The 14554-nt window shown below is 74.1% G+C and carries 15 protein-coding genes and 1 pseudogene; 5 read left to right on the top strand and 11 right to left on the bottom strand.

Annotated elements, in window-relative coordinates:
- Positions 1–11: 11 nt before the first annotated feature.
- Together MOV08_RS34395 and MOV08_RS34390 are read right to left on the bottom strand one after the other, a co-directional pair.
- Positions 12–509, bottom strand: coding sequence for a hypothetical protein (locus tag MOV08_RS34395; protein ID WP_039638227.1), 498 nt, complete (start codon positions 507–509; stop codon positions 12–14).
- 73 nt (positions 510–582) lie between these two features.
- Positions 583–1188, bottom strand: coding sequence for a CGNR zinc finger domain-containing protein (locus tag MOV08_RS34390; protein WP_275310188.1), 606 nt, complete (start codon positions 1186–1188; stop codon positions 583–585).
- Between the two features lie 49 nt (positions 1189–1237).
- Here MOV08_RS34390 and MOV08_RS34385 point away from each other — a divergent pair, with 49 nt between their 5' ends.
- From MOV08_RS34385 to MOV08_RS34375, 3 genes and pseudogenes are all read left to right on the top strand, one after another.
- On the top strand, positions 1238–1387 hold the full coding sequence (locus tag MOV08_RS34385) for a hypothetical protein (RefSeq protein ID WP_275310186.1): 150 nt from the start codon (positions 1238–1240) through the stop codon (positions 1385–1387).
- Positions 1384–2133, top strand: coding sequence for a maleylpyruvate isomerase family mycothiol-dependent enzyme (locus tag MOV08_RS34380; RefSeq protein WP_275310184.1), 750 nt, complete (start codon positions 1384–1386; stop codon positions 2131–2133). Before MOV08_RS34385 ends, MOV08_RS34380 begins: the two co-directional genes overlap by 4 nt.
- A pseudogene (locus tag MOV08_RS34375) lies at positions 2130–2868 on the top strand (leucine-rich repeat domain-containing protein). The gene MOV08_RS34380 and the pseudogene MOV08_RS34375 overlap by 4 nt, the downstream one beginning before the upstream one ends.
- A gap of 92 nt (positions 2869–2960) precedes the next feature.
- Here the strand turns inward: MOV08_RS34375 and MOV08_RS34370 are convergent.
- The 5 genes from MOV08_RS34370 to MOV08_RS34350 form a co-directional block, all read right to left on the bottom strand.
- Positions 2961–3203 carry a DUF397 domain-containing protein gene (locus MOV08_RS34370; protein WP_039638223.1) on the bottom strand — a complete coding sequence of 81 codons (243 nt, stop codon included), beginning with the start codon at positions 3201–3203 and terminating at the stop codon, positions 2961–2963.
- Positions 3204–3290: 87 nt separating this feature from the next.
- On the bottom strand, positions 3291–4472 hold the full coding sequence (locus MOV08_RS34365) for a thiolase domain-containing protein (RefSeq protein WP_275310182.1): 1182 nt from the start codon (positions 4470–4472) through the stop codon (positions 3291–3293).
- Positions 4469–5515, bottom strand: coding sequence for a thiolase domain-containing protein (locus MOV08_RS34360; protein ID WP_275310180.1), 1047 nt, complete (start codon positions 5513–5515; stop codon positions 4469–4471). Before MOV08_RS34360 ends, MOV08_RS34365 begins: the two co-directional genes overlap by 4 nt.
- Entirely contained in the window at positions 5515–6462 is a 948-nt protein-coding gene (locus MOV08_RS34355) for a Zn-ribbon domain-containing OB-fold protein (protein WP_275310178.1), read from the bottom strand. Before MOV08_RS34355 ends, MOV08_RS34360 begins: the two co-directional genes overlap by 1 nt.
- Before the next feature lie 24 nt (positions 6463–6486).
- The gene (locus tag MOV08_RS34350) at positions 6487–7332 is read right to left on the bottom strand and encodes a crotonase/enoyl-CoA hydratase family protein (RefSeq protein ID WP_275310176.1); all 846 of its coding nucleotides are present in this window, start codon (positions 7330–7332) and stop codon (positions 6487–6489) included.
- 163 nt (positions 7333–7495) lie between these two features.
- Between MOV08_RS34350 and MOV08_RS34345 the strand changes: the two genes are divergently transcribed.
- Positions 7496–9124 carry an acyl-CoA synthetase gene (locus MOV08_RS34345; protein WP_275310175.1) on the top strand — a complete coding sequence of 543 codons (1629 nt, stop codon included), beginning with the start codon at positions 7496–7498 and terminating at the stop codon, positions 9122–9124.
- 65 nt (positions 9125–9189) lie between these two features.
- Here the strand turns inward: MOV08_RS34345 and MOV08_RS34340 are convergent, their stop codons facing one another.
- A complete protein-coding gene (locus MOV08_RS34340) occupies positions 9190–9819 on the bottom strand; it encodes a chorismate mutase (protein ID WP_275310173.1) in 630 nt (209 codons plus the stop codon).
- 125 nt (positions 9820–9944) lie between these two features.
- Entirely contained in the window at positions 9945–10640 is a 696-nt protein-coding gene (locus MOV08_RS34335; protein ID WP_039638215.1) for an alpha/beta fold hydrolase, read from the bottom strand.
- Positions 10641–10761: 121 nt separating this feature from the next.
- Here MOV08_RS34335 and paaK point away from each other — a divergent pair, with 121 nt between their 5' ends.
- Positions 10762–12099, top strand: a complete 1338-nt coding sequence (gene paaK / locus MOV08_RS34330) for a phenylacetate--CoA ligase PaaK (protein ID WP_275311993.1) — start codon at positions 10762–10764, stop codon at positions 12097–12099.
- Positions 12100–12101: 2 nt separating this feature from the next.
- Here the strand turns inward: paaK and MOV08_RS34325 are convergent, their stop codons facing one another.
- Together MOV08_RS34325 and MOV08_RS34320 are read right to left on the bottom strand one after the other, a co-directional pair.
- The gene (locus tag MOV08_RS34325; RefSeq protein WP_275310172.1) at positions 12102–12902 is read right to left on the bottom strand and encodes a VOC family protein; all 801 of its coding nucleotides are present in this window, start codon (positions 12900–12902) and stop codon (positions 12102–12104) included.
- A gap of 69 nt (positions 12903–12971) precedes the next feature.
- Positions 12972–14546: a fatty acyl-CoA synthetase gene (locus MOV08_RS34320; RefSeq protein WP_275310171.1), complete on the bottom strand. Its 1575-nt coding sequence runs from the start codon at positions 14544–14546 to the stop codon at positions 12972–12974.
- Positions 14547–14554: the final 8 nt, after the last annotated feature.

Raw genomic sequence — 14554 nt, 5'->3', positions numbered from 1 at the left:
CCGCCGTCGGGTCAGCCCTGCTGGAAGAGCTCCGCGGGCAGCGGCTTGAGCAGGGCGTAGAGGTCGTCGGTGATCGGGCGGTCCCAACTGGCGATGGTGACCAGCACCCCGTCGTTCCGGTCGAACTGCACGCAGGAGATGCGGCTCTCGGAGCACTTGATGCGCTTGACGATCAGGAGGTTGTCCTGGTGCATCACGGGGGTGTCCTCGGTCTCGACGACCGTCACCGGCTCGTCGTTGCCGAGCGCCGCGAGCAGTTGGGCGACCTCGAAGGGCACCTGTCCCTCCTCGGCCTCGCGGGCCGGGGAGCCCTCCGGCAGATTGCCGATGATCATCGCCGGGCCGCGGCCGCCGAACAGGTCGTAGCGCAGGAACACGCCCTGGCAGCTCCCGTCGGGCGCGGGCAGCAGCCCGGCCCCGAGATTGCCGGGCCAGTCTCCCGGGTCCATGGCGAGTACGTCGAAGTCTGGACCGGCGGGAGTGGCGCTGCGGCGGCGGAGGAAGGACATGCCGCCATCGTACGTGGCCCGGCCCGGCGCACCGCGCGGGCGCCCGCCCCCGGCGCACCCCCGTGGCGCGCTCTCAGACGTCCCCGCTCCGCCGGCGCCGCTCGTGGTGGCGGGCGACCCTGGCGCGGTTGCCGCAGGAGGGTTTGCACCACTCCTGGCGGGCGTGGTCCTTCACGAAGTAACGCACGCAGCGCGGGGCCGGGCAGGCCCGCAGCAGGTCGCGGTCCGGGCCGGCGAGGAAGGCGAGGGCGGCCCGGGCCAGTGCGGCGGTGAGCCGGTCGGCGGCGGGCGGGGCGCCGGCCGGGAGGTCGCGCAGGACGGGGGGTGCGCCGGGTTCCCAGACGAGTCGGGGGGCGGTCGGGACCCGGGCGGCGGCGGCGTTCAGTCGGGCGAGCGCCTCGTCCTCCGGGAGCAGCCGGTGGGCGTCGGCGGAGCTGGGCGGGCCGGGGCGGACGGCGCGGGCGAACAGTGAGCGGACCGCGGCCCGCAGCTCCCGTACTGCGGTGAGCAGCGCCTCGTCCGCCGGGGGCGGGCCGTCCTCGGCGCAGTCCAGGGCGGCGGCCCGGTCGGCCGTCCAGGCCGCGAGCCCGGCGGTGTCGGCCAGGTCGTCGGCGACGCCGCCGTTTCCGTCGTGGCGGATGGTGACGGCGAGATCCAGAGCGAGCCGTGTTGCGTCCATGACGCTAATGGTACGGTCTCGCTCAACCATTAACACCCGAGGAGGAAGCATGGCCGATGTCCGTCAACCGCTGTGCGATCCGCCGGTGTTCGGGGACGACGGGCCGCCGGATTTCGATGCGGTGGCGACGCCCGACGACACCCGGCCGGCGTACCGCCGTACCAGGACCGCATGGACGAAGGAGCTGCTGTGGCCATGACCCACCGCGCCGCCGGCACGCCGGCGGGCGCACCCCTTGCCGCCGAGGCCGTACGGGACGCCGTCGAGGCCGGGCACGCCCGGCTGCGCGCCCTGCTGCCCGGGCTCACCGACGCCGCGGTGCGCGCGCCCAGCGCCCTGCCGGGCTGGTCCCGGGCCCATGTCCTCGCGCACATCGAGGGCATCGGCCGGGCGATGGCCCGCCAGGCCCGCTACGCCCTGCGCGGGGAGCTGATCGAGCCGTACGACGGCGGGTTCCCGGCCCGCACCGCCGCCATCGAGGAGGGCGCCCGGCGCGATGCCGCGGCACTGCGGACGGCGGTCGGCGACGCGCTGGCGGAGGCGTCCGCGGCCTGGGCGGCGGTCGGTCCGGGCGACTGGTCCCGCCCGGTGCGCTACCGCGACGGCGCGCTGCGCGACGCGCTGCTGGCCTGGTGGCGGGAGCTGGTGATCCACACGTCGGACGCCGACCTGGGGCACGGGACGGACCGGTGGCCGCCGGAGCTGTGCCACCACCTCCTGGCCCATCTGGCGCCCCGGGCGCCCGAGGGCGTCCGGCTGGTGCTGGAACCGGCGGGCGAGGCGGCGGCGCTTCGGTACGGTCCCACCGACGCGCCGGTGGTGACCGTGCGCGGTCCGCTCACCGCGCTCGCCGCCTGGCTGGCCGGCCGCGCCCCGCACACCCCGCTCGGGTGCGTGCGGGCGGGCGTCACCGGTCCGCTGCCGGAACTGCGGCCGTGGCCCTGACGCCGCGGCCCGCTCCGGGGCACCTCAACTACTGGCGGGCGGGCCTGGGTTCGGTACCGGAGGAGGTGTGGCGGCACCAGGACTGCGAGGTCCTGATCCTGGCCGACAACCGCCTCACCCGGCTCCCCGCCGGCCTCGGCCGGCTGCGCCGCCTGCAACACCCTCGACCTCGGGCACAACGCGCTCACCGAGCTGCCCGAGGAGATCGGCGCGCTGGCCGGCAGCCTGGCCCGCTTCCTCTACGTCCACGACAACCGCCTCACCGCCCTGCCGGACGCGCTGTGCCGGCTGGACCGGCTGGGGTATCTCAATGCCGGGGACAATCCGCTCGGGCGGCTGCCGGAGGGGATCGGGGCGATGGCCGGACTGGTCGAACTCCGGGTGCAGCGGGCGGGGTTGGCGGCCCTTCCGGAGTCGGTGGGACGGCTGCGCGGGCTCCGTGAGCTGTGGCTGGGCGGCAATGCGCTGACCGGACTGCCGGACGGGGTCGCCGGGCTCGGCGCGCTGCGCGAGCTGGAGCTGCGCGACAACGCGCTGCCGCACGTCCCCGGGGCGCTGCGCGGGCTGCCCCTGCTGCGGCGGCTGGACCTGCGCGGCAATCGGATCGACGCGCTGCCGCCGTGGATCGCCGGGCTGCCGTCCCTGGAGAAGCTGGATCTGCGCTGGAACGCGGTGGACGACGCGGCCGCGCCGGTCCGGGCGCTACGGGAGCGGGGGTGCGTGGTGCTCACGTGACGGGCCGGCCCTCGCCGTCGGGCGGGGTCGGCCTCGGTCATCACGCGCCGGCGGCAGTCCGGTCGGACCCGCCCGGGGCGGACCTGCCGGGATCAGGTCAGGTCGAATTCGCCCGCACGGGCGCCGAGGACGAAGCCGCGCCACTCCGCGGGGGTGAAGATCAACGCCGGGATCTCCGGGCTGCGGCCGTTGCGCATCGCGACATAGCCCTCGACGAAGGCGATCTGGACGTCTCCCCCCACACCCCGCGTGCTCGTCTGCCACTCCGCGTGGGTGAGGTCGAGTGCGGGCCTGGGCCCGCCCGCGAGCCGCTGGTCGGTGATCGTGTCGGCCACGTAACCACTCCTCCCGGTCGTCGTCGGTGGCCAGGGTAACGACTGGGCCCCGGGACGGACAGGGGACGTCCGGCCGCTGCGGGGCCGTCAGCCGACCGGGGGCTCGGCGCCCACCAGCCACATCGAGAAGAACTGTGCGCCGCCGCCGTAGGCGTGTCCCAACGCCCGTCGGGCGCCGTCCACCTGGTGCTCGCCGGCCCGGCCGCGGACCTGGAGGGCGGCCTCGGCGAAGCGGATCATTCCGGAGGCGCCGATGGGGTTGGTGGAGAGCACCCCGCCGGAGGGGTTGACGGGCAGGTCGCCGTCGAGTTCGGTGACCCCGGACTCGGTGAGCTTCCAGCCCTCGCCCTCCGCGGCGAAGCCCAGGTTCTCCAGCCACATCGGCTCGTACCAGGAGAACGGGACGTACATCTCGACGGCGTCGATCTGGCGGCGCGGATCGGTGATGCCGGCCTGCCGGTAGACGTCCGCCGCACAGTCCTTGCCGGCCTGCGGGGAGACGAAGTCCTTGCCGGCGAAGAGGGTCGGTTCGCTGCGCATCGCCCCGCCGTGCACCCAGGCCGGCGGGCGCGGGGCGCGGGCCGCGCCGGCCCGGTCGGTGAGGACCATGGCGCAGGCGCCGTCGGAGGAGGGGCAGGTCTCGGAGTAGCGGATCGGGTCCCAGAGCATCGGCGAGGACTGGACCTTCTCCAGGGTCAGGTCGTGCTCGTGGAGGTGGGCGTAGGGGTTCTTCAGGGCGTTGCGGCGGTCCTTGTAGGCGACCAGGGAGCCGATGGTGTCGGGGGCCCCGGTGCGCCGCATGTAGGCGCGGACGTGCGGGGCGAAGAACCCGCCGGCGCCGGCCAGCAGCGGCTGCTGGAACGGGATCGGCAGGGACAGCCCCCACATCGCGTTGGATTCGGACTGCTTCTCGAAGGCGAGGGTGAGGACCGTGCGGTGCACCCGGGCGGCGACGAGGTTGGCGGCGACCAGGGCGGTGGAGCCGCCGACCGAGCCGGCGGTGTGCACCCGGAGCATCGGTTTGCCGACGGCGCCGAGCGCGTCGGCGAGGTACAGCTCGGGCATCATCACCCCCTCGAAGAAGTCGGGGGCCTTGCCGATCACCACGGCGTCGATCTCCGCCCAGGTCAACTCGGCGTCTTCCAGGGTGCGTTGGGCGGCCTCCCGGACGAGTCCGGCGATCGAGACGTCGCGCCGGGCGGCGACGTGCTTGGTCTGGCCGACGCCGACGACGGCCACCGGCTCCTTCGCGGTCGCTGCGTTGTTCATCGCTCCCCCTCCAGGACGGCGACCAGGTTCTGTTGTAGGCAGGGCCCCGAGGTGGCGTGCGCCAGGGCGCGGTCGGAGGCGCCGCGGTGGATGGCGGCGGCGGCCTCCCCGAGGCGGATCAGCCCGGCCGCCATCACGGGATTGGCGGCCAGCGCGCCGCCGGACGGGTTGACGCGGACCGTGCCGCCGGCGGCGTCGAGGCGCAGCGCGCGGCGCAGCACGACCTCCTGGGAGGTGAACGGGGCGTGCAGTTCCGCGGTGTCCACCGGCGCCTCGAAGGCCCCGGCGCGTTCGGCGGCGAGCCGGGTGGAGGGCGAGTCGGTCAGGTCGCGGACACCCAGGCTGTGCGCCTCGATGCGGTGGTCGATGCCGCGGATCCAGGCGGGGCGGTCGGCCAGGCGGCGGGCGGTGTCGCCGGCGGCGAGGATCACCGCGGCGGCGCCGTCCACGACCGGCGGGCAGTCGCCGGTGCGCAGCGGTCCGACGACCTGCCGGCCGGGGTCGGCGTCCGTGCCGCCGCGGCTGCGCGCGCCGATCCCGGCCAGTTCGCGGGCGTCGGTGATCCCGGTGTCGATCAGGGCCTGGGCCTGGAGGGCGGCGAGCGCCACCGAGTCGGGCCAGAGCGGGGCGACGTAGTACGGGTCGAGCTGGCGGGTGAGGACCTCGCGCAGGTCGCCGGGCGAGGACTTGCCGTAGGCGTAGACCAGTGCGGTGTCGGCCTCGCCGGTGAGGATCTTGACCCAGGCTTCGTACAGCGCCCAGGCGCCGTCCATCTCGACGTGGGACTCGGCGATCGGCGGCCAGGCCCCGACGCCGTCCAGGGCCATGGTGAAGGAGAAGGCGCGGCCGGCGAGGTAGTCGGAGGAGCCGGAGCAGGTAAAGTCGATGTCCCGGGCCTTCAGGCCGGTCTGCGCGAGCACGTCGTGCAGGACCGGCATCAGCATCTCGACCTCGGAGGTCTCCGCGCTGTCCGGGACGTGCTCGCTCTGCCCGAAGGCGACGACGGCGACCTCGCGCACCGGGCCGCGCACTGGCTCGGACATCAGATCAGCTCCTTGTAGCTGTCGTAGTCGGCGTCGGGCTCGCCGGTGGGGCGGTAGTGGTCGGGGAACCGTGCGCCCTCGGTCCATACGGGTTCGACGCGCAGCCCCATCCGCACCTGGTCGTAGGGGATGCCGCCGATCCGGGCGTGCAGCGCCAGGTCGGCGCCGTCCAGGGCGATGTGGGCGTAGACGTAGGGCACCTCGATGTCGAGGTTGCGGGCCTTGATGTTGACGATGCAGAAGGTGGTGACGGTGCCGCGGGGGCCGACCTCGACCTGTTCGCCGGTCGCCACGCCGCAGGTGGGGCAGGCACCGCGGGGCGGCACGTACACCTTGCGGCAGGACGGGCAGCGTTCGCCGACGGTCTTCCGTTCGGCGAGCGCCTGGATGTAGCGGGACTGGGCGCCGCCGGGCGCGTAGGTGTAGTCGAGCCGGGCCGGGGCGGTGATGCCGGTGACGGGGTCGGCGAACCCACCGCTGTGTGAGGTGACTTGGTGATCGGCCGCGGCACCGTCGGCGGGCTCGAAGCAGGCGATGTCGGTGATGGCGCCGGTGCGTTCGACGGCCCAGCGGATCCGGACCCGCATCCCGGTGCGCACGGCCTCCGGGGCGGGCGCGTCGAGGGCGTGCAGCAGGGCGGTGTCGGCGCCGTCGAGCCGGACCAGGACCCAGGCGAAGGGGGTGGCCAGCGGCTGGCCGCGGCGCGGTGAGGGGTTCCAGGCCCAGGTGGTGACGGTGCCGGTCGGGGCGACCTCGACCAGGTCGCGCAGTTCGTCGGCGGTGACCGGGTCGTACTCGACGGGCGGCACCACCACCCGGCCGTCGCGGGCCCGGATCCCGAGGACGGTGCGTTCGCGCAGTCCGGTCAGGAAGGCGCCCTGGACCGGCCCGAGTGAGCGGGTGAAGGGGAATTCCACGACGAGCGGTGCGGTGAGGACCTCTGGCATGGCGGACTCCTCGGTCGGGTGGGATCAGGCGCGCCGGAAGACCGGTGGCCGCTTCTCGGCGAAGGCGCGGGCGCCCTCCTTGGCGTCGGCGGTGTCGAAGATCGGCCAGCCGCGGGCGAGTTCGGCGGCCAGCCCGTCGGCCTCGGTCAGTTCCGCGGTCTCGTAGACGGACGCCTTGACCGCCTCGACGGCGAGCGGGCCGCAGGCGTTGATCCGTTCGGCGATCTCCAGGGCCTTCTCCAGTGCGGTGCCGTCGGGGACGACGTGGCCGATCAGGCCGATCCGGGCGGCCTCGGGGGCCGGGTAGGGGCGGCCGGTGAGCAGCATCTCCAGGGCGTGGGTGCGGGGGATCTGGCGGGCCAGGCGGACGGTGGAGCCGCCGATGGGGAACAGGCCGCGCCGGACCTCGTAGAGCCCGAAGGTGGCGCCCTCGCCGGCGACCCGGATGTCGGTGCCCTGGAGGATCTCGGTGCCGCCGGCGACGCAGTGGCCCTCGACGGCGGCGATGACGGGTTTGCGCGGGCGGTGGTGGCGCAGCATCGCCTTCCAGTGCAGGTCGGGGTCGGCGCGCAGCCGTTCCCGGTACGCCTCGCCGGTCATCCCGTCGCCGGCCAGCGCCTTGAGGTCCATGCCGGCGCAGAAGGAGCCGCCGGCGCCGGTCAGCACGATCGACCGGATGCCGTCGTCGGCGTCGGCGGCGAGCCAGCCGTCATGGAGGCCGACGAGCATCGGCAGGGACAGCGCGTTCTTCGCCTCCGGCCGGTCGAGGGTGAGCACCAGTGTCGCGCCGGTGCGCGTCACGGTGAGGTGTTCGGTGCCCGCGTCCTCCGGCCGAGCCGGTGCGGTCGCGGCGTGTTCGGTCCCGCCCATTCCGTCCTCCCGTCTCACGACGTAGAACAGGTTGCAGTAGCCGCACGGTGAGTTCAAGGCTTTTCTGACGACCAGTCAGTTTTCTTGGTCGGGGCCCTTCCCTGTGCTTCGCCACGACGCTCTAATGACGCCCGAGCCGACGCCCGCCCGGTCTGGAGGAGCCATGGAGTACAACCTCGCCGACCTCTTCGAGTCGATCGTCGACACCGTCCCCGACCGCGAGGCGCTGGTACACCTCGACCATCCGGGCACCGGCGCCGAGCGGCGACTGACCTACGCGGAGCTGGACCGGGCCGCCAACCGCCTGGCCCACCACCTCGCCGGCCAGGGCGTCGGCCCCGGCGACCACGTCGGCCTGCACCTCTACAACGGCGTCGAGTACCTCCAGACCGCCTACGCCTGCCTGAAGATCCGCGCCGTCCCGGTCAACGTCAACTACCGCTATGTAGAGGAGGAGTTGGCCTACCTCTACCGCGATGCCGACCTGGTGGCACTGGTCTTCGACGGGGAGTTCACCGAGCGGGTCGCCGGGGCGCTGCCGCGGGCGCCGGGGCTGCGGCACCTGGTGCGGGTCGGCGCCCCGCCCGCGGGGGCCGCCGAGCCGTCGATCGCGCCGGTGCCGCTGGCGCAGGCCGTGGCGGCCGGCTCCCCCGCCCGCGGCTTCGGGCCGCGCTCCGCCGACGACCGCATCGTCATCTACACCGGCGGGACCACCGGGATGCCCAAGGGCGTCGTCTGGCGCCACGAGGACATCTTCTTCTCCGGGATGGGCGGCGGCGCGCCGACCGGGGAGCCGGTCGGCCGCCCGCAGGAACTGGCCGAGCGGGTGGCGGCCGGCGGCGAGGGCCTGGTCTTCTTCCCGACGCCGCCGCTGATGCACGGCACCTCGACGCTCACCGCGTTCATCGCCTTCCACTTCGGCCAGAAGGTCGTCGTCCACCGCAAGTTCGTGCCCGAGGAAGTGTTGCGCACCATCGAGCGGGAGCGGGTCACCAGCGTCTCCCTGGTGGGCGACGCGATGCTGCGGCCACTGGTGGACGCCCTTGCCGGACCGCTCAAGGGGACCGACTGCTCGTCCCTGTTCAGCGTCAGCAGCTCCGGGGCGGTCCTCTCCGACACGGTCCGCGCCCAGTTCGCCGCGCTGGTACCGAACGCGTTACTGCTGAACAACTTCGGCTCCTCGGAGTCCGGGTTCAACGGCACCGCCACCGACGACTCCGGCCCGGACAAGGGCTTCCGACTGAACGTCAACTCCCGGATGGCCGTGGTGGATCCGGCCACCCACCGGCGCTCAGCGGTCGGCGAACCGGGCCGGCTCGCGCTGCGCGGCCACGTCCCGCTCGGCTACCACAACGACCCGACCAAGACCGCCGAGACGTTCTTCGAGGCCGACGGCGACCGGTGGGTGCTGCTCGGCGACATGGCCACCCTCGGCGCCGACGGCGTGGTCACCGTGCTCGGCCGGGGCTCGCAGTGCATCAACTCCGGCGGGGAGAAGATCTATCCGGAGGAGGTCGAGCAGGCCCTCAAGGCGCATCCGGACGTCTACGACGCGCTGGTGGCCGGCGTCCCGGACGACCGCTGGGGCAACCGGGTCGCCGCCGTCGTCCAACTCCGCCCAGGCTCGGGCCCGTTGGACCTCACCGCCCTCCAGACGCACTGCCGGACCCGGCTGGCCGGCTACAAGGTGCCGCGCCAGGTCGTCTTCGCCGACCGCATCCAACGGTCGCCCAGCGGCAAGGCGGACTACCGCTGGGCGAAGGCGGTGGCGGCGGGCGAACGGGAGGCGTGAGCGACCGACCGGGCGGCGGGCGCAACGTTGCGGACCCCGGCCCGTGTCCACTTCGCGGACACCCCTTAGCCCCCGCAGACCGAGCGCAGCGACCGGGCCAGCCCCGCCGCGTGCAGCGCGTCCAGCCGGCGCTCGTGGCCCACCCACAGCGCGGACAGCGCCAGTCGCGGCGCGCAGCCGGGCGCCGTGCGGGCCTGCGGGGACGCGGCGATGGCCCGCACCAGCTCCCCGTTGATGCGGTTGATCTCCGTGCGGATCCGCGCGAGGTCCGGCCGGGTGGTGGGCGCCTGCGCCGGGTCGGCGGTCCAGCGGCGGTGCAGGCCGCGCTGGACGACCTTGCTCGCCTCGATCTGGTCCCGGAAGATCCGCACGGTCGCGGCCGGGTCGGCGCCCAGCCGGCGGGCCAGGGCCGCCACCGCTTCCAGCACCTCCCGCTCCCGCGCCGGGTCGTCGATCGGGCTGCCGGTGCCCCACTTGGCGGCGGCCACCAGATCGGCGGTGGCCAGCCGCTCGGCGGAGAGCGCGACCAGCGGCCGGAGCTGCCCGATCGGCGCGGGTGCGGCGCCGACCGGCGCGCTCACCGGACGCGCGGCCCCGGCGGCCGGCGCCGCGACGGCGCTCCCGGCCCCGGCGAACAGCACCGCCGCGGCGGTCCCGGCGAGCAGCGCACGGCGTATCGAGGTGGTCACCTGCACATCGAGCCTTTCTGGGAACCGCGGCCCGGTGAACGACGCGCGGGCCACGGGGGGGGTGCGGACGCCGGGAGCCTACGGCCGCCCCGGCCTCCGCGCCAGGCGCCGGGCGCCGCCCCGCCGGGCTCTCACCGGCCGCCCGCCAGGAACGACGTGACCGCCGCCAGGTAGGCGGCCGGCCGCTCCTCGTGGACGAGGTGGCCGGCGTCGATGGTGACCAGGTGGGCGTCGGGGATGGTGCCGGCCAGTTCGGCGAGATGGTGCTGGGGGATGTGGCTGGTGGGGCCGCCGGCGATGACGAGGGTGGGGGCGGTGATGGCGGGCAGGCCGTCGCGCCAGTGCGGGGCGGGGGCGTTCCGTTCGGCCACCACGGCGATCTTGGCCTGCCAGTCGAAGGTCGGCGGGCCGGGCGGTGGCTCGGGGACCTCCTGCGGCGGGTCGGCGGGGACCGGCGGGGCGGGCTCCTCCACGATCAGGCGGGTGACCAGGTCCGGGCGGTGGGCGGCCAGCAGGAGGGCGGCGGTGGCCCCCGCGGAGTGGCCGACGAGGGTGACGGGGCCGAGGCCGAGCGTCTCGACGAAGCCGATCGCGTCGTCCCGCCAGTGCTCGAAGCCGTACTCCCCCGGCCAGTCGCTGCGGCCGTGTCCGCGCTGGTCGAGGGCGAGGACCCGGTGCGTGGTGGCCAGTCGCCCGACCACGCCGCGCCAGTCCTCGCCGTCCTCCCCGAGGCAGTGCAGCAGGACCACCGGCGGCGCGTCCACTGCGCCCCATCCGCGGTATGCCAGCCGGACGTCGCCCACCTGCACCTTCCGTAGGTCACCCATGCGCCCGACGCTACCCGTGGGCCTTCCTCGGCACGCCTCTTGACGTGTTCGCCGCGCGCTGATTACTTGGACCCGCACGCAGCTACCGAATGATCGGTAGGGAGACGAGGCGGTGAGATCCATGCCGGAAACGGCGACGGACAGCGGGGCGAACCTCGGGACCTGCGGGACCGACTGGTGCGACGACGCGGAGCGGCTCTCGACGGACGCCCTGCACACGCTCCAAGTCACCCGGCTACGAGCCACGTTGCGGCACGCCTACGAACACGTCCCCTTCTACCGCGAGGCGTTCGACCGGGCGGGGGTGCGGCCCGAGGACTGCCGCTCGACGGCGGACCTGGCCCGCTTCCCGTTCACCGTCAAGGACGATCTGCGGGCGCACTACCCGTTCGGGATGTTCGCCGTCCCCAAGGAGCGGGTGCGGCGGCTGCACGCCTCCAGCGGCACCACCGGGCGGCCGACGGTCGTGGGCTACACCGAGCGGGACCTCTCGGACTGGGCGGACCTGGTGGCCCGTTCGATCCGCGCGGCGGGCGGCCGACCGGGGCACACCGTCCACATCGCCTACGGGTACGGGCTGTTCACCGGCGGACTCGGGGCGCACTACGGCGCGGAGCGGCTCGGCTGCACGGTCGTCCCGGCGTCCAGCGGGATGACCAGCCGTCAGGTGCGGCTCATCCAGGACTTCCGCCCCGAGATCATCATGGTCACGCCGTCCTACATGCTCACCCTGCTCGACGAGTTCGAGCGGCAGGGCGTGGACCCCCGTTCGACCTCGCTGAAGGTCGGCATCTTCGGCGCCGAGCCCTGGACCCAGGAGATGCGCCGGGAGATCGAGGAGCGGTTCGCCATCGACGCCGTCGACATCTACGGCCTGTCGGAGGTGATGGGCCCCGGCGTGGCACAGGAGTGCGTGGAGACCAAGGACGGACTGCACATCTGGGAGGACCACTTCTATCCCGAGGTGGTCGATCCGATCACCGGGGAGGTGCTGCCGGACGGCGAGCACGGCGAACTGGTCCTCACCTCCCTGACCAAGGAGGCGATGCCGGTCATCCGCTACCGCACCCGGGATCTGACCCGGCTGCTGCCCGGCACCGCCCGCCCGGCCTTCCGCCGCATGGAGAAGGTCACCGGGCGCAGCGACGACATGATCATCCTACGCGGGGTCAATCTCTTCCCGGCGCAGATCGAGGAGATCGTGCTGCGCACCCCGGGGGTCGCCCCGCACTTCCAGCTCCGGCTGACCCGCGAGGGCCGGCTGGACGAGCTGACCGTCCGCGCCGAGGCCCGGCCGGGCGCCACGGCGGACGACCGGACGGCCGCCGCCGACCGGATCGCCCGCGGCGTGAAGGACGGCATCGGCGTCACGGTCGCCGTCGAGATCGTCGATCCGGAGACGCTGGAGCGCTCGGTCGGGAAGTTCAAGCGCATCGTGGACGCGCGCCGGAGCGGGTGACGTCAGGTCATCGACGGGTCCCCCTTGATCAGCGCGAAGGGGGCGCCCGCCGGATCCATCAGCATCGCCAGCCGGCCGACGCCGGGCACGTCCATCGGGGCGATGAGCGGCGTGCCGCCGTGCTGGACGGCGGCGTTGAAGGTGGCGTCGCAGTCGGTCACGCCGAAGTACGGGTGCCACTCGGGCGTCGAGCCGGCGTCCAGATTCTCCTGCGGGAGCTGCATGATGCCGCCGTGCGCGGTGTCCTCGCCCTGTCCGGCGCCGGGGGCGGAGGCGAGGCTGTAGACGGGGCCGCCGCCCATCGGCATGTCCTGGTATCTCCATGAGAACACCGAGGCGTAGAACTCCTTCGCCGCGGCGGCGTCGGTGGTGTAGAGCTCCGTCCAACACAGGGTGTCGGGCTCCATGACCGCCTCCAGGCCCTTGACCTCGCCGGGCTGCCAGACGGCGAAGTCGGCGCCGGTCAGATCGGTGAGCATGGCCAGCCGGCCGGCGGTGAAGACGTCCATCGGCGCGACCCGGACCCGGCCGCCGGCCTGCTCCACCGCCTTGCAGGTGGCGTCCGCGTCCGCGGTGTGGAAGTACGGCGTCCAGGACGGGCTCGCGCCCTCCTCCGTCAGCGGGCCGACCGCGCCGACCGTTCTGCCGTCGAGCTGGAAGAAGCCGTAACCACCGCTCTCCGGGCCGGCCAACTGGAAGGTCCAGCCGAACACCGCGGAGTAGAAGGCCGCGGCGGCGTCGACGTCGGGCGCGCCGAGGTCGAGCCAGTTCGGCGAGCCCGGGACGAAGTGGGTCGTCAGCATCAGTGGAGCTCCCATCACGCGCTGGTCAGTACCGGTTCCCAGCATGGCAGCGGGCACTGACAGCCGCCCTCAGCGCGCCGCCCGGCGGGTGTCGAACCGCTCGCGCAGCGCACGCTTGAGGACCTTGCCGGAGGCGTTGCGCGGCAGCGCGTCCACGAACACCACCCGCTTGGGCACCTTGAACGGCGCCAGCCGGGCCCGCGCCGCCGCGATCAGCTCCGCCTCCCCGACCACGCCGTTCTCCTCCGTGCCGTCGGTGCGCCGGACCACCACCGCGGTCACCGCCTCGATCCACCGCTCGTCCGGCAGCCCGATGACCGCGACCTCGGCGACCTGCGGATGGGCGTAGAGCGCGTCCTCCACCTGGCGCGAGGCGACCAGGACGCCACCGGAGTTGATGACGTCCTTGACCCGGTCGACCACCGTGAAATAGCCCGCCGCGTCCCGGACGGCCAGGTCCCCCGAGTGGAACCAGCCGTCCCGGAACGCCTCCGCGGTCTCGCTCGGCTTGTCCCAGTAGCCGGTGCACAGCTGCGGCGAGCGGTAGACGACCTCGCCACGGGTGCCGTCCGGCACCTCCCGGCCGTCCTCGTCCACCACCCGGGCCTCGACGAACAGCACCGGACGGCCGCAGGACTCCATCCGGCCCTCGTGCTCGTCCGGGCCCAGGACGGTGGCCAGCGGGCCGATCTCGCTCTGGCCGAAGCAGTTGTAGAAGGCGAGGTGCGGCACCCGGGCGCGGAGCCGTTCCAGTACGGGCACCGGCATGATCGACGCGCCGTAGTACGCCTTGCGCAGCCCGCCGAGGTCCCGGGTGTCGAAGCCGGCGTGCCGGGTCAACGCGATCCACACCGTGGGCGGGGCGAACAGGCTGTCCGCCTCGCCCGCTTCCACCAGCGCGAAGATCCGCTCCGGATCGGGCCCGTCCAGGAGGGTGTTCTCCGCCCCGACCGCCAGATAGGGCAGCAGGAAGACGTGCATCTGCGCGGAGTGGTAGAGCGGCAGCGAGTGGACGGGGCGGTCGCTCTCCTTGAGGTCGAGGGCGACGATGGCGCTGGTGTACTCGTGCACCAGCGCCCGGTGGGTCATCATCGCGCCCTTGGGGAGCGCGGTGGTGCCCGAGGTGTAGAGCAGCTGGACCAGGGTGTCCTCGGACGCCTCGGGCAGCGCACCGGCGCCGGCCGCCGCCCCGTCCTCCGCCGGCTGCTCCGCCAGCCGCTCCAGCAGCCCGTCCGGCGCGCCGTGCAGTGGCACGGCCCGGGTCCCGGCCGGCAACCGGGACGCCAGCGCGACGTCCGTGAGCACCAGGGCGCTGCCGGACTGGTCCAGCAGGTACGCCAGTTCCTCGCCGGTGAGGCCGTGGTTGACCGGCACGTGCACCAGCCCGGCGCGGGCGCAGGCCAGGAAGCCGATCAGATACGCGTCGGAGTTGTGCCCGTAGGACGCCACCCGGTCGCCGGGGCGCAGCCCCTCGGAGCGCAACACCCGCGCGGCGGCGGTCACCGCGTCGTCCAGAGCGCGGTAGCTCCAGCTCCGCCCCGCGTACCGGACCGCGGTCCGTTCCGGCACCCGGCGCGCGCTGCGCCGCAGGACCCCGTCGACCGTGTTGCTGCGCGCTCCGGGCGCGTCCCTCGCATCCGTCATGCGGCGAT

The sequence above is a fragment of the Streptomyces yunnanensis genome (assembly GCF_029011865.1).
Lineage (GTDB): Bacteria > Actinomycetota > Actinomycetes > Streptomycetales > Streptomycetaceae > Streptomyces > Streptomyces yunnanensis.
The sequence above is the reverse complement of the archived record's forward strand: the minus strand, read 5'-3'. Positions and strand labels throughout refer to the sequence as shown.

What these genes read in the sequence shown, in the direction of transcription:
- MOV08_RS34325 (WP_275310172.1), bottom strand. Translation starts at nt 12,902, where the DNA reads ATGCTGACGACCCACTTCGTCCCGGGCTCGCCGAACTGGCTCGACCTC.
- MOV08_RS34385 (WP_275310186.1), top strand. Translation starts at nt 1,238, where the DNA reads ATGGCCGATGTCCGTCAACCGCTGTGCGATCCGCCGGTGTTCGGGGAC.
- MOV08_RS34380 (WP_275310184.1), top strand. Translation starts at nt 1,384, where the DNA reads ATGACCCACCGCGCCGCCGGCACGCCGGCGGGCGCACCCCTTGCCGCC.
- MOV08_RS34395 (WP_039638227.1), bottom strand. Translation starts at nt 509, where the DNA reads ATGTCCTTCCTCCGCCGCCGCAGCGCCACTCCCGCCGGTCCAGACTTC.
- paaK (WP_275311993.1), top strand. Translation starts at nt 10,762, where the DNA reads ATGCCGGAAACGGCGACGGACAGCGGGGCGAACCTCGGGACCTGCGGG.
- MOV08_RS34350 (WP_275310176.1), bottom strand. Translation starts at nt 7,332, where the DNA reads ATGGGCGGGACCGAACACGCCGCGACCGCACCGGCTCGGCCGGAGGAC.
- MOV08_RS34355 (WP_275310178.1), bottom strand. Translation starts at nt 6,462, where the DNA reads ATGCCAGAGGTCCTCACCGCACCGCTCGTCGTGGAATTCCCCTTCACC.
- MOV08_RS34345 (WP_275310175.1), top strand. Translation starts at nt 7,496, where the DNA reads ATGGAGTACAACCTCGCCGACCTCTTCGAGTCGATCGTCGACACCGTC.
- MOV08_RS34365 (WP_275310182.1), bottom strand. Translation starts at nt 4,472, where the DNA reads ATGAACAACGCAGCGACCGCGAAGGAGCCGGTGGCCGTCGTCGGCGTC.
- MOV08_RS34390 (WP_275310188.1), bottom strand. Translation starts at nt 1,188, where the DNA reads ATGGACGCAACACGGCTCGCTCTGGATCTCGCCGTCACCATCCGCCAC.
- MOV08_RS34360 (WP_275310180.1), bottom strand. Translation starts at nt 5,515, where the DNA reads ATGTCCGAGCCAGTGCGCGGCCCGGTGCGCGAGGTCGCCGTCGTCGCC.
- MOV08_RS34335 (WP_039638215.1), bottom strand. Translation starts at nt 10,640, where the DNA reads ATGGGTGACCTACGGAAGGTGCAGGTGGGCGACGTCCGGCTGGCATAC.
- MOV08_RS34320 (WP_275310171.1), bottom strand. Translation starts at nt 14,546, where the DNA reads ATGACGGATGCGAGGGACGCGCCCGGAGCGCGCAGCAACACGGTCGAC.